This window comes from Aeromonas sp. HMWF017 (genome assembly GCF_003061465.1).
GTDB classification, from domain to species: Bacteria; Pseudomonadota; Gammaproteobacteria; order Enterobacterales; family Aeromonadaceae; genus Aeromonas; species Aeromonas veronii.
The window spans coordinates 63,092-75,387 of record NZ_QAJD01000030.1; the positions used below are offsets into that span (position 1 = coordinate 63,092).

The following is a 12,296-nucleotide window of genomic DNA, read 5'->3' on the forward strand; positions in this document are numbered from 1 at the left end:
GATGAGGATGCGATCGGGTTTGAGCTCCGCCAGCAGCTCACGGTTGGGCTGGGTGCGCAGGCCGATATCCACCACTCCGGCAGGTAGCCGTGGCTCGCCGACCCATGCCTGATAGGGGCCTGCATCCCCAACGGCCAGCGGCGTCACCCCGAGTGCCAGCAGGATCTCGGCGATGGTCCAGTCGACGGTGGCGATACGGGGTAGCGCGCTGGTGGCCTCGTTTGTTGCGGATGATTGTACAGCCTGCAACGGGAGCGCCAGCAGCAGGCTGACGAGACAAGGGGCCATCTTCAATAAAAGGTTCAAGGATGCCCCCGGTCAGACGATGGCGATGGGATGAGCATAAGCCGGGTGGCGAATGACCTCCATCGGAATGCCATAGATGGCGTGCAGGGTCTCACTGGTCATGAGCCCCTCAGGTTCGCCGTGGGTAAGCAGGCGGCCGGAGTGGAGCGCCACCAGCCGATCGCAGAAGCGGGAGGCCATATTGATGTCGTGAATGACTATGATGACCCCAAGGTTTAGCTGACGACTCAACTGCTTGACCAGCGTGAGCACCTCCACCTGATGGGCCACATCCAGCGCGGCCAGCGGCTCGTCCAGCAGGATGAAGCGGCTCTCCTGGGCCAGCAGCATCGCCAGCCAGACCCGCCCCCGCTCGCCGCCGGAGAGGGTATCCACCAGTCGATCGGCAAAGCGTTCGGTATGGGTAAGGGCGATGGCCCGCTCGACCTGACGGTGATCCTCCGCCCCCATCCGGCCCAGCAGGCCGCGCCAGGGGTAGCGGCCCATCTCCACCAGCTCCCGCCCGAGCAGATTCTCGGCGCTCGGCAGATGCTGGGGCAGATAGGCCACCTGACGGGCAAACTCCCGGTTGCCCCAGTCGGGCAACGGCTTGCCATCGAACAGGATCTCCCCGTCGCTAAGGGGTTGCTGGCGAGCCAGCAGCTTGAGCAGGGTCGATTTGCCCGAACCATTGTGGCCGATGAGGCCATAAACCTGTCCCTGCTCGAAACGCAGGTCGGTGGGGTGCAGCAGCATGCGGTCATTGACCGTGAAGCTGGCTGATTTCATCTCGAACATAAGCAATTCCTGTGCTGGCTTGCCGCCAGTCTCATCGGTGCCTGCGTCAAGCCGGCACCTCGCAATCCAGATGGGCGATCGCATCGCGGCTCACTGCGGCACGGCGCGCGCCGGTCAGTTCAGTGAGCTGGCCCTGACGCATCTCCAGCAGGCGATCGGCCAGCGGGAAGTAGTGATCGTCGTGGCTGATGGCAATCACCGTCTTGCCCATCTCCTTGAGGCGCGGCAGCAGCACCTGATAGAAGATGCGGCGGAACTGGGGATCCTGATCCGCGGCCCACTCGTCAAACAGCATCACCTCGCGCTGTTCGGCCAGCGCCAGCAGCAGAGCGACCCGCTTGCGCTGCCCTTGAGAGAGATCAATATCGGCGATAAAGCCATCCTCGATGGTGAGCTTGCTGCCCATCTGCAGCCGATCCAGCCACTCGGCCACCAGCTCATCCTTGGGTTCCGGCCCCAGCAGGTGCTGGAACAGGTGATAGTCGGTGAAGATGGCGGAGAAGAGCGCCAGATAGCCGTTGCGATCGGTGATCGGCTCACCATCCAGCAGGATCCGGCCCGATACCGGTTGATAGAGGCCGGTCAACAGCATGGCCAGCGTCGACTTGCCGGATCCATTGCCACCGATGATGAAGATCTGCTCCCCCTTTTCGATGACCAGATCGATGGGGCCGACGGCAAAACCGCCCTCCCCCTGATAGTGAAAGCTCACCTGCTCCAACTCGATACGCTGCCAGGGGCGGATGGCGGGCGGCAGCAGGAAGTCCGCATCCGGCTCGGCCAGATTGAGGGTAGCGATCTTGTCGAACGCCACCTGAGCGGCAAGCAGGGTCGGCAGGGCGCCAATCCCCTGCAACAGCGGAGTGCGCAAGAACAGCAAGGTCAGCGCAAAGGTAGCAGCCACATTGGTGTTGGCCCAGCCAAGGCCGTTGGCCAGAAAGAAGACCAGACCGATCGCTCCCAGCATCATGATATTCGACCAGTTCACCGCGCTCAGGTGATAGGTGTCGGCGCGAATGATCTGCTGGCGGTAGTCACGGGCATTTTGCTCATAGAGCTGGTGGTAAACGAAGTGAGCCCGCTCGCGGTTGAGTGCCAGCTCCTTGCTACCCGCGATGATGGCCTGATAGTTCTGATAGAGCCGATCTTCGGCCTGACGCATGTGGGAGAGATGGCGATAAACACGGTTCACCAGCAGCCAGCCCACCACCATGGTGACGGTGACCCAGAGCGCGGTCACCCCGAGCAAGGCCGGAGAGAGCCAGCCAAGATAGAGGGCAGAGCCCAGCGTGAGTACCAGCCCCTGCACCAGCTCAGGCAGGCGCACGAAGGCGATGGTGATCTGGCCGATATCGCTGGAGAGGGAGGCCAGCAGCGGCCCCTGACCAATCTGGCGGATGCGGGCGACATCGGTATCCAGCAGTTGCTTGAGCAGACGGCCACGCAACCGGTAGACAAAATGGTGACCGAGAGTGGTCAGAGCCAGCTGAGATCCGAGAGTGATCACCAGCAGCAGCACAATCAGGCCGACCAGCTGACCGAGGATCGGCAGCGGATCACCTATAGATTCGATAAGAGACTGATTGATAAAAGCAATGACGCCAATCCCGCTGACGGCACTGAGCAGACTGAGCAGGGTGATGGCGATAAAAGGCCAACGATATTGGCGATAAACCAGAGACAAGAGTTCCATAACGGACCGGTATTCCAGAGAGATCAGAACAACTGCGGGTGAAAAGAAGGGCGGGAATCCGGTTCCCGCCCGACTTCGATTACCAGCGGTAGTTGATGCTGCCCACTACGCTGCGCGGCTCGCCGTAGTAGCAGTAGTAGTCACAACTGGCCACGTAGGTTTCACCCAGCAGGTTGTTGACGTTGAGCTGGGCGCGCCAGTTCTTGGCAAAGTCATACCCGATCATCGCATCCCAGACGGTATGGGCCGGCACCTCGGCAGAGCCGTAGATGGGGGTATAGTCCGCATTCACTGCGCCAATACCCACGCTGGAACCGATATAACGCACACCGGTACCCAGCTCCAGACCTGAAGCCACCCCTTGCTGCACCTTGTAGTTACCCCAGAAGGAGGCCTGGTGGCGCGGGATCAGGCTGGCACGGCGATCGCCACTGCCGGTGTCGTTGGTTTTGGCATCTGTGTAGGTATAAGCAGCGGTCAGACGCAGCGCATCGGTCACCTGCACGCTCCCTTCCAGCTCAATCCCCTGAGAGGTCACTTCACCCGCCTGGGTCTGCTGGCCGGAACCGGTAGAGACCAGCGAGTTGGTCTGGGCCAGATCGAACAACGCCAGATTGATGTAACCGTCGAGGAAGGCAGGCGCATACTTCACGCCGGTCTCGTAGAGCTTGCCCTTGAGCGGCTTGTAGGAGTTTCGGGTGTTGGGATCGATCCCCGGCAGTACTTCGAACGACTCGGCATAGGCAAAGTAGGGAGAGAGGCCGTTGTCAGCCAGATACATCAGGCTGCCCGAGAGGGAGAGCTCGTGATCGTACTGGCGCTTGTCCTTGCTGGTATTGGTGTTGTGGGTCTCCACATAGTCAAAACGGCCACCGCCAGTCAACAACCAGCGATCGTCCCAGCGGATCTGGTGCTGGGCATAGAGGCCGCTCTGGCCCTTGGAGCTCTTCTGGTGAGTGGCGGTCGACTCGTCAAAACCGGGGAAGCCGCTGTAATCCGGGTTCATGGTATTGATGGAGCCCATACCGTAGTTGTCGGCCTCGACCCCTTCATTGACGTGACGCTGCAGATCCACCCCCAGCAGCAAGGTCTGCTCCGTGCTGTCGGTGTTCCAGTAACCCACCATCTGGTTATCCATGGTGGCACTCTTGGTATTGCCATCGCGGTAAACCAGACCACGACTGGCGGTTGTGCCTTCATAGGTCGGGAAGATATAGGTCTGGCGCAGCAGCAGATCGTTGTAGTTGAAGCGGACGTTCTGCTTGAACTCCCAGGTCTGGTTGAGCTGGTGGGCCAGCTCATAACCGGTGGAGATCTGGGTATTGCGGTTGCGATCGTAATCCGGCTGGCTCAGGTTGGTGGAGGGATCAATCTGGCCACCTGACGTATTCAGGGTGCCATAGACCGGGAAAAAGCCGTTGGTCGGGACCCCTTCGTCGTGCAGGAAGCTGGCCAGCAGGGTCAGGCTGGTACGATCCGAAAGATCGAAGGTGACGCTCGGCGCCAGATAAACCCGATCGTTGTAAGTACCGGTAAGCACCCCATCACGCTCTTTATAGAGAGCAACCATGCGGTAACGGCTGTTGTCGGAGAGCGCGTCAGAGACGTCCACCCCGACCTGACGATGATCCCGGCTGCCAAGCTGCAGATCCACCTGCCCTTGCGGCGTGGCGGTCGGTCGCTTGCTGATGGCATTGATCACCCCGCCCGGAGGCGCCTCACCGTAAAGGATCGAGGCTGGCCCCTTCAGCACTTCCACACTATCCAGACCGAACGGTTCCGGCGTCCAGACGTAGTAGCCGGTGCCAAACAAGCGGTTGCCATCCAGATAAGAGGCGGCATCGAAGCCACGCACCTTGAACCAGTCGGTGTTGTTGTCTGAGCCATAGAGGCCAGTCAATACGCCTGAACGGTAGCGAATCGCTTCATCCAGCTGCAACACGGCGTGCTGATCCAGTTCTTCGCGATTAACCACGGAGACGGCGCGAGGGGTCTCGGCCATCGGCACTTCCACCTTCATGGCCGTACCGGTCACCACCATGGTTTCGCTGGCTTTGGGCAGTTCAGCTGTGGTTTGTTCGGCCATCAGCGGCAGGGAGACGAGCAAACCGGAGAGCGAAAGCACGCCGAAGGCGCCCTTCTTGCCGGGTCCTGTAGTGTATTTTTGCGCAATCATATTAAAGTCTCGTTTATCAATGAGTTATGTTGTTTTAATTGTTATTTGTGGTCGTTTGTCACGACATCACCCTGTTCCATGGGCGAATAAAGCAGCGCAATCCTACTACAGGAGCCGTGATCGAATCGATTCAATAATTGCTAATCATTTGCATCTACATTGTTATCTAGCTGCATCGTTGGCAGGATTTCGCGGGAGATGGGAGCCATCAGGAGAGCTATTAGCGGAGAAGAAAATGGAGAGGAATATAAAGAAGCAGAAAAAAGATCGGCAGGATGGATCCGGTGGCATTATCTGACTGGATCCATTATCCCCAAGCTTTATCCATATTTATCCACACCCTTTGGCGGTAGAATCCGGCTTTCCGTTTCTTTGTCTGAAATCAGGATCCATTCCATGGCCAAAATCAATCTCGTCGTCGGCTCCATGCTGGGCGCCGCCGAATATGTCGCAGACCACGTCGCCAACCTGCTGGAACAGGCTGGCCACCAGACCCGGATCCACAACCCGGCCAAGCTGGCAGAGGTGCTGGATGATGCGGGATCCATCCTGCTGGTGGTCACTTCCACCCATGGTGCCGGGGATGTGCCCGACAACCTGCAACCCTTCGCCAAGGATCTTGCCGAGCAGCATCCGGATCTTAATTCATTGAAATATGGCGTGATCGCCCTTGGCGACAGCAGTTATGACACCTTTTGCCAGGGTGGCAAGACGCTGGATCGGCTGCTGGCCGAGTGCGGTGCCAGCCGGATCGGCGAGCGGCTCGACATCGATGTGACCCAACACGAGATCCCCGAAGATGCCGCAGAAGTGTGGATCCGCGACTGGATTACGATGATCGCCTGATCAGCGTGCGGGAGATCCTGAAAAAAAGCTTGATCTCCCCACTTATCCCCAGATCGACTATCCACCATGTTATTAACAGATTGATCCGGGGGAGTTGTTCTACAAGGTTACCCACAACGCCCAGGGGTAATGTGCATAACTACGGTGTAAAGCTCTGCAAAACCTATAGTTATCCATGTATTAGATCCAGACCGACAGACCTCTGTGTATAAAAGTCCTGGTTATCCCCTCGTTCACCGGGCCAGGATCCAAGCTTTTCCACAAGCTAGGATCGTCCTTAAATTAATGATCTTTATGATCAAAAAGTGCTTATCAACAGAAAGGGCGGATCCTAATAAGAGATCCAGTAAAAGATCGATCTAAAGATCCTTAAGATCTAATTAGTGGATCCTCCCTTCATACTGAACGTTAAGTAGACGTTCCCCTCAGGACGCGAAACAGATAGAATGTTCCGCCCTTTAGCCCAGGCAAATAAAGATCTTCAGGCGTGCAGATCAAGGTGATCCCAATGCAATACCATGAACAATTTGATGTGATCGTCGTCGGTGGCGGTCATGCCGGAACCGAAGCAGCCACAGCGGCAGCCCGTATGGGCATGAACACCCTGTTGCTGACCCACAATATCGATACGCTGGGACACATGTCCTGTAATCCGGCGATCGGCGGGATCGGCAAGGGACACCTGGTCAGGGAAGTTGACGCACTCGGCGGGATCATGGCGCGTGCCATTGATCTTGGCGGGATCCAGTTCCGCACCCTCAACTCCTCCAAGGGCCCGGCAGTGCGAGCCACTCGTGCCCAGGCGGATCGCCTGCTCTACAAGGCTGTCGTTCGCCAGATGCTGGAGAACTACCCGAACCTGAAGATCTTCCAGCAGGCCTGTGACGATCTGATCATGGACGGGGATCGTGTTGCCGGTGTGGTCACCCAGAGCGGGATCCGCATCAGTGGCAAGACAGTGGTGCTGACGGTCGGTACCTTCCTGAACGGGTTGATCCACATCGGAATGGAAAACTACAAGGGCGGCCGTGCCGGGGATCCTCCCTCGATCGCTCTGGCCCAGCGCCTCCGTGAACTGCCGCTGCGCATCGATCGTCTCAAGACCGGCACCCCGCCGCGCATCGATGCTCGCAGCGTCGATTTCTCTGTGATGCAGGCCCAGCACGGCGACGATCCGCGCCCCGTCTTCTCGTTTATCGGCGATGCCAGCCAGCATCCCCGTCAGGTGCCCTGCTACGTCACCCACACCAACGAGCGTACCCACGAGGTGATCCGCAATAACCTGGATCGCAGCCCCATGTACGCCGGGGTGATCGAGGGGATCGGCCCGCGCTACTGCCCGTCGATCGAAGACAAGATCACTCGTTTCGCCGACAAGACGGCGCACCAGATCTTCGTCGAGCCGGAAGGCCTGACCACCCACGAACTCTATCCGAACGGGATCTCCACCAGCCTGCCGTTTGACGTGCAGGTGCAGATCGTCCGTTCCGTGCGGGGCTTCGAGAACGCCCACATCACCCGCCCCGGCTATGCCATCGAATATGATTTCTTCGATCCGAGGGATCTCAAGGCCAACATGGAGAGCAAGTGCATTCCAAACCTGTTCTTCGCTGGCCAGATCAACGGCACGACCGGTTACGAAGAGGCTGCGGCACAAGGCCTGATGGCCGGTCTGAACGCCGCGCTGCGTGCTCAGGACAAGGATCCCTGGAACCCGCGTCGGGATCAGGCCTACATGGGCGTGATGATGGACGATCTCTCCACTCTGGGGACTCGCGAGCCTTACCGCATGTTCACCAGCCGCGCCGAATACCGCCTGCTGCTGCGGGAAGACAACGCCGATATCCGTCTGACCGCCATCGGTCGCGAGCTGGGTCTGGTGGATGACGAGCGCTGGAGCAAATTCAACGCCAAGATGGAACAGGTCGAGCTGGAGCGTCAGCGCATGCGTTCAACCTGGATCCACCCGCAACACCCGTCACTGGAAGCGGTCAACGCCCTGGTCAACACCCCGCTGACCCGCGAACAGAGTCTGGAAGAGCTGCTGCGTCGCCCCGAGGTGACCTATGATGCGCTGATGGCCATCGAAGGTGTCGGCCCCTCCGTGACTGATCCCGCCGCGGCCGAACAGGTTGAGATCCAGATCAAGTACGCCGGTTACATCGAGCGTCAGCACGATGAAGTGGAAAAGCAGCTGCGCAACGAGAACACCTTGCTGCCGCTGGATCTGGACTATCGCGAGGTGAACGGCCTCTCCAACGAGGTGAAAGCCAAGCTGAACGATGCCAAGCCGCAGACCATTGGTCAGGCTTCCCGCATCTCCGGCATCACCCCGGCGGCCATCTCCATCCTGCTGGTTCACCTGAAAAAACACGGCCTGCTGCGTAAAACTGCCTGAGGAATCCCATGCTGGAAAGATTGAACGGCCTGCTCAAGCAGGCCGAAATTGTTATAACCGATACCCAAAAGAGCCAACTGGTGCAGTTGGTCGAGTTGCTGCACAAGTGGAACAAGGCTTACAATCTCACCTCGGTGCGAGATCCGGACGCCATGCTGGTCAAGCATATCCTCGATAGCCTGGTGGTAAGCCCCCACTTGCACGGTGAGCGCTTCATCGACGTGGGGACTGGTCCCGGCCTGCCGGGATTGCCGCTGGCGATCATCAATCCGGACAAGCAGTTCGTCCTGCTCGACAGTCTGGGCAAGCGGATCAACTTCATCCGCCAGGTGATCCAGGAGCTGGGTCTGACCAATGTGACGCCGGTCAAATCCCGGGTTGAAGAGTATCAACCTGAGGTGGGATTTGATGGTGTACTGAGTCGGGCATTTGCCTCGCTGGAGGACATGCTGAGCTGGTGTCACCACCTGCCGTCAGAACAGGGTTGCTTCCTGGCACTCAAGGGACAATATCCTGAGCAGGAGCTGGCCCAGTTGCCTGCCAATATCCGTCTGGTAGCCTGTCATGAGTTGCGGGTGCCGGAGCTGGAAGGCGAACGTCATCTGCTGGAATTCAAACATATCCAGCCCGAATAGGGTCGCAGTTTCATTTAGGGGATCGTGTGGGAAAAGTCATCGCCATAGCCAACCAGAAGGGTGGAGTGGGTAAAACCACCACCTGTGTGAATCTGGCCGCCTCCATGGCTGCCACCCGGCGCAAGGTGCTGGTGATCGATCTGGATCCGCAGGGCAATGCCACCATGGGCAGCGGTGTCGACAAGTATGACGTCGAGCGCACCGCCTATGAGTTGCTGATCGAGGATGCCCCCATCAGCGAAGTGATCATCCCCGAAACTACCGGGGGTTATCACCTGATCGCCGCCAATGCCGACGTGACCGCGGCCGAAATCCGTCTGATGGAATTTTTCGCCCGCGAAATCCGCCTGCGCAATGCGCTGGCCTCGGTGCGGGACAAATACGACTATGTCTTCATCGACTGCCCGCCCTCTCTCAACATGCTGACCGTGAACGCCATGGCCGCCGCCGACTCCGTGCTGGTGCCCATGCAGTGCGAATATTACGCGCTGGAGGGGCTCACCGCCCTAGTCGACACCATCAGCAAGCTGGCCGCTGTGGTCAATCCGGAGCTCAAGATCGAAGGGGTGCTGCGCACCATGTTCGATCACCGCAACCGGCTGGCCAATGATGTGTCCGATCAGCTAAAACAGCACTTTGGCGACAAAGTCTACCGCACCATCATTCCCCGCAACGTTAGACTGGCGGAGGCCCCGAGTTTCGGTGCCCCGGCCATGCACTATGACAAATCATCGGTGGGCGCCAAGGCCTACCTGGCACTGGCTGGCGAGATCCTGCGCCGCCAGGAGCAGGAACGTCAGGCGACCATCGCAGACCGAGAGAGCATATGACTCCGAAAAAACGTGGACTGGGCAAGGGGCTGGATGCCCTGCTCAGTACCAGCACGGCTGCCCGCCAGAAACAGGTGATGAGCGATCAACGTACTGAAGAGGCCATGGCCCCCACCAATCAGGGCGAGCTGCGCAAGCTGCCGGTGGAGTGGTTGCAGTCCGGCAAGTACCAGCCCCGCAAGGATATGTCCCAGGATGCACTGGAAGAGCTTGCCAACTCCATCCGCGCCCAGGGGGTGATCCAGCCCATCGTGGTACGCCCTCTCGGCGAACAATCCTTCGAAATCATCGCCGGTGAACGGCGCTGGCGCGCGTCCCAGCTGGCGCGGCTTGAGGTGGTGCCCTGCATCGTCAAGGATGTACCCGACGAGGCTGCCGTCGCCATCGCGCTGATTGAGAATATTCAGCGGGAAGACCTCAATGCCATCGAAGAGGCGGTCGCTTTACAAAGACTGCTGACCGAATTTGAACTCACCCACCAGCAGGTGGCCGAGGCGGTGGGCAAGTCCCGCACCACGGTGACCAACCTGCTGCGTCTCAACCAGCTCAACGATGACGTGAAGCGTTTCGTCGAGCATGGTGACCTCGATATGGGCCATGCCCGTGCCCTGCTGGCACTGAGCGGCCAGGCCCAGTCTGAACTGGCCAAGCTGGTTGCCCAGAAGGGGCTGACCGTACGCGATACCGAGAAGCTGGTGCAAAAAGCGCTCGAACCGGCAAAAGCCAAGGGCGAACCGGCCCGTGATCCGCAGATCGGCTACCTGGAGCGCCAACTGGCAGAAAAAATTGGCAATCAGGTGCAACTTCAGCCTGGCAAGCGGGATAGCGGGAAGTTAGTAATAAGTTACGAGAATTTGTCCGATTTGGACCGTATATTGGGCTATTTTGGCGTGTCGGAATCGTGATTTTTACGCTTTTTGTAGTAATAAAACATCCATTCCTTTTGATATGGCCATAACCCTGATTTGCCGCGGAAAGCCGCAAAAATTAAGGATTTTTGTCATATTGCAATAGCTGCCCTCAAGGGTATAATTTGACCGGCTTTAAGAGCTGTTAACATGGGGTCTTCGGATCCCGATTTTTTACAGTTCTGTAATGTTCAGGGGTAGGTTGGTGAAGCAGAAAATAGCCTTGGAAGGTTTGACACTGGCCTTGGTTATGCTCGTTTGTCAGCTCATCCTGATCCTGGCGATGAGTGCCGTCTGGTTTTACCTGACTGGTGCCAGCGCCGGTTATTCCGCCCTCTACGGAGGGGGGATGTACTGGGTTCCTCAAGCCTTGTTTACTGTCTGGGTGCTGCGCCGCAAGGTGACAACCGAGAGTGTGGACTTGGTTTTGCGGGACTTTTATGGTGGGGCAGGGATTAAGCTCATTTCTACAACAGGTCTATTCGCCCTGATGTTTGGTGCGGGAGTCGAGGTCGTTACCGTCTCGTTTTTCGCCACTTATATCCTCGCCCTCGTTGTACAGTGGATGGTTTCATTCACGCTTAACAACCACTATTAGGAAAACTCATGTCTGCAACCGGAGAAGTCCTGACTCCTCAGGGATATATCTCCCACCACCTGACCCACCTTCAAGTCGGGTCCGGGTTCTGGACGGTCAATATCGACTCAATGGTATTTTCCGTCGTGCTAGGCGCCCTGTTTATCCTGCTGTTCCGCAAAGTAGCCGTTAATGCTACCAGCGGGGTGCCGGGTAAGCTGCAGTGCTTTGTGGAGATGCTGGTCGAGTTTGTGAATGGTAACGTCAAAGACATCTTTCACGGTCGCAACAAGGTCATCGCACCTTTGGGGCTGACGGTGTTTGTGTGGATCTTCCTGATGAACTTCATGGATCTGATCCCCGTTGACTTTATCCCTCACGCTGCACAATTGATGGGTATTCCCTATCTGCGTGTGGTTCCCTCTGCTGACGTTAACATCACCATGTCCATGGCTTTGGGCGTGTTCTTCTTGATCCTGTATTACAGCATCAAGGTCAAGGGTATCGGCGGGTTTGTGAAGGAGCTGACGCTTCAGCCTTTCAACCACCCGGCGGCCATCCCGGTTAACCTCATCCTGGAAACTGTTACGCTGATTTCCAAACCTGTTTCTCTGGGTCTTCGACTGTTCGGCAACATGTATGCTGGCGAACTGATCTTTATCCTGATTGCTGGTTTGTTACCCTGGTGGTCACAGTGGATCCTGTCCGTGCCTTGGGCAATTTTCCACATCCTGATCATCACTTTGCAGGCATTCATTTTCATGGTTCTGACCATCGTCTATCTGTCGATGGCGCAGGAAGACCATGGTTGATGCAACTCAAATAATCCTTTTTATACAATCAATTACATCTAAATAACTGGAGATCCTCATGGAAAACTTGAACATGGACCTGCTGTACATCGCTGCTGCAATGATGATGGGTCTGGCTGCTATCGGCGCTTCCATCGGTATCGGTATCCTGGGTGGCAAGTTCCTGGAAGGTGCTGCTCGTCAACCGGATCTGATCCCTGTTCTGCGTACCCAGTTCTTCATCGTAATGGGTCTGGTGGATGCGATCCCGATGATCGCCGTTGGTCTGGGTCTGTACGTGATGTTTGCGGTTGCTGGCTAAGTCGTTACGACTCTCTAGGCATAACCCATTAACTAAC

Annotated in this window: 12 protein-coding genes; 8 read left to right on the forward strand and 4 right to left on the reverse strand. The window is 57.6% G+C overall.

Annotation, left to right across the window (positions count from 1 at the left end; genetic code table 11):
* The 4 genes from DBR30_RS21530 to DBR30_RS02490 form a co-directional block, all read right to left on the reverse strand.
* A partial coding sequence (locus DBR30_RS21530; protein WP_258224261.1) for an ABC transporter substrate-binding protein occupies nucleotides 1-288 on the reverse strand: 288 nt, incomplete at its 3' end.
* A 30-nt stretch (nucleotides 289-318) separates the two neighbouring features.
* Nucleotides 319-1,083, reverse strand: a complete 765-nt coding sequence (locus tag DBR30_RS02480) for an ATP-binding cassette domain-containing protein (protein WP_108540610.1) — start codon at nucleotides 1,081-1,083, stop codon at nucleotides 319-321.
* A 46-nt stretch (nucleotides 1,084-1,129) separates the two neighbouring features.
* Complete coding sequence (locus DBR30_RS02485; RefSeq protein ID WP_108540612.1) at nucleotides 1,130-2,776, reverse strand: multidrug ABC transporter permease/ATP-binding protein; 1,647 nt, start codon at nucleotides 2,774-2,776, stop codon at nucleotides 1,130-1,132.
* Nucleotides 2,777-2,855: 79 nt separating this feature from the next.
* On the reverse strand, nucleotides 2,856-4,952 hold the full coding sequence (locus DBR30_RS02490) for a TonB-dependent siderophore receptor (protein ID WP_108540615.1): 2,097 nt from the start codon (nucleotides 4,950-4,952) through the stop codon (nucleotides 2,856-2,858).
* A gap of 396 nt (nucleotides 4,953-5,348) precedes the next feature.
* Here DBR30_RS02490 and mioC point away from each other — a divergent pair, with 396 nt between their 5' ends.
* The 8 genes from mioC (at nucleotide 5,349) to atpE (ending at nucleotide 12,259) form a co-directional block, all read left to right on the forward strand.
* Entirely contained in the window at nucleotides 5,349-5,798 is a 450-nt protein-coding gene (mioC, locus tag DBR30_RS02495; protein ID WP_181363472.1) for an FMN-binding protein MioC, read from the forward strand.
* A 508-nt stretch (nucleotides 5,799-6,306) separates the two neighbouring features.
* Complete coding sequence (gene mnmG, locus DBR30_RS02500) at nucleotides 6,307-8,196, forward strand: tRNA uridine-5-carboxymethylaminomethyl(34) synthesis enzyme MnmG (protein ID WP_042063321.1); 1,890 nt, start codon at nucleotides 6,307-6,309, stop codon at nucleotides 8,194-8,196.
* 8 nt (nucleotides 8,197-8,204) lie between these two features.
* Complete coding sequence (rsmG, locus tag DBR30_RS02505) at nucleotides 8,205-8,831, forward strand: 16S rRNA (guanine(527)-N(7))-methyltransferase RsmG (protein ID WP_005339331.1); 627 nt, start codon at nucleotides 8,205-8,207, stop codon at nucleotides 8,829-8,831.
* A 26-nt stretch (nucleotides 8,832-8,857) separates the two neighbouring features.
* The gene (locus DBR30_RS02510) at nucleotides 8,858-9,661 is read left to right on the forward strand and encodes a ParA family protein (RefSeq protein WP_005357226.1); all 804 of its coding nucleotides are present in this window, start codon (nucleotides 8,858-8,860) and stop codon (nucleotides 9,659-9,661) included.
* Nucleotides 9,658-10,566 (forward strand): ParB/RepB/Spo0J family partition protein, encoded by a 909-nt coding sequence (locus DBR30_RS02515; protein ID WP_108540617.1) that lies wholly within the window; start codon nucleotides 9,658-9,660, stop codon nucleotides 10,564-10,566. The genes DBR30_RS02510 and DBR30_RS02515 overlap by 4 nt, the downstream gene beginning before the upstream one ends.
* A 190-nt stretch (nucleotides 10,567-10,756) precedes the next feature.
* Nucleotides 10,757-11,167, forward strand: coding sequence for an ATP synthase subunit I (locus DBR30_RS02520; protein ID WP_181363473.1), 411 nt, complete (start codon nucleotides 10,757-10,759; stop codon nucleotides 11,165-11,167).
* A gap of 8 nt (nucleotides 11,168-11,175) precedes the next feature.
* On the forward strand, nucleotides 11,176-11,958 hold the full coding sequence (atpB, locus tag DBR30_RS02525) for a F0F1 ATP synthase subunit A (RefSeq protein WP_005339335.1): 783 nt from the start codon (nucleotides 11,176-11,178) through the stop codon (nucleotides 11,956-11,958).
* 58 nt (nucleotides 11,959-12,016) lie between these two features.
* Nucleotides 12,017-12,259 carry a F0F1 ATP synthase subunit C gene (gene atpE / locus DBR30_RS02530; RefSeq protein WP_005307205.1) on the forward strand — a complete coding sequence of 81 codons (243 nt, stop codon included), beginning with the start codon at nucleotides 12,017-12,019 and terminating at the stop codon, nucleotides 12,257-12,259.
* The last annotated feature ends 37 nt before the right edge of the window (nucleotides 12,260-12,296 follow it).

Coding starts and splice junctions, on each gene's coding strand:
- DBR30_RS02520 (WP_181363473.1), top strand. CDS start 10,757: ATGTTCAGGGGTAGGTTGGTGAAGCAGAAAATAGCCTTGGAAGGTTTG.
- mnmG (WP_042063321.1), top strand. CDS start 6,307: ATGCAATACCATGAACAATTTGATGTGATCGTCGTCGGTGGCGGTCAT.
- DBR30_RS02480 (WP_108540610.1), bottom strand. CDS start 1,083: ATGTTCGAGATGAAATCAGCCAGCTTCACGGTCAATGACCGCATGCTG.
- DBR30_RS02485 (WP_108540612.1), bottom strand. CDS start 2,776: ATGGAACTCTTGTCTCTGGTTTATCGCCAATATCGTTGGCCTTTTATC.
- DBR30_RS02490 (WP_108540615.1), bottom strand. CDS start 4,952: ATGATTGCGCAAAAATACACTACAGGACCCGGCAAGAAGGGCGCCTTC.
- DBR30_RS02515 (WP_108540617.1), top strand. CDS start 9,658: ATGACTCCGAAAAAACGTGGACTGGGCAAGGGGCTGGATGCCCTGCTC.
- rsmG (WP_005339331.1), top strand. CDS start 8,205: ATGCTGGAAAGATTGAACGGCCTGCTCAAGCAGGCCGAAATTGTTATA.
- atpE (WP_005307205.1), top strand. CDS start 12,017: ATGGAAAACTTGAACATGGACCTGCTGTACATCGCTGCTGCAATGATG.
- atpB (WP_005339335.1), top strand. CDS start 11,176: ATGTCTGCAACCGGAGAAGTCCTGACTCCTCAGGGATATATCTCCCAC.
- mioC (WP_181363472.1), top strand. CDS start 5,349: ATGGCCAAAATCAATCTCGTCGTCGGCTCCATGCTGGGCGCCGCCGAA.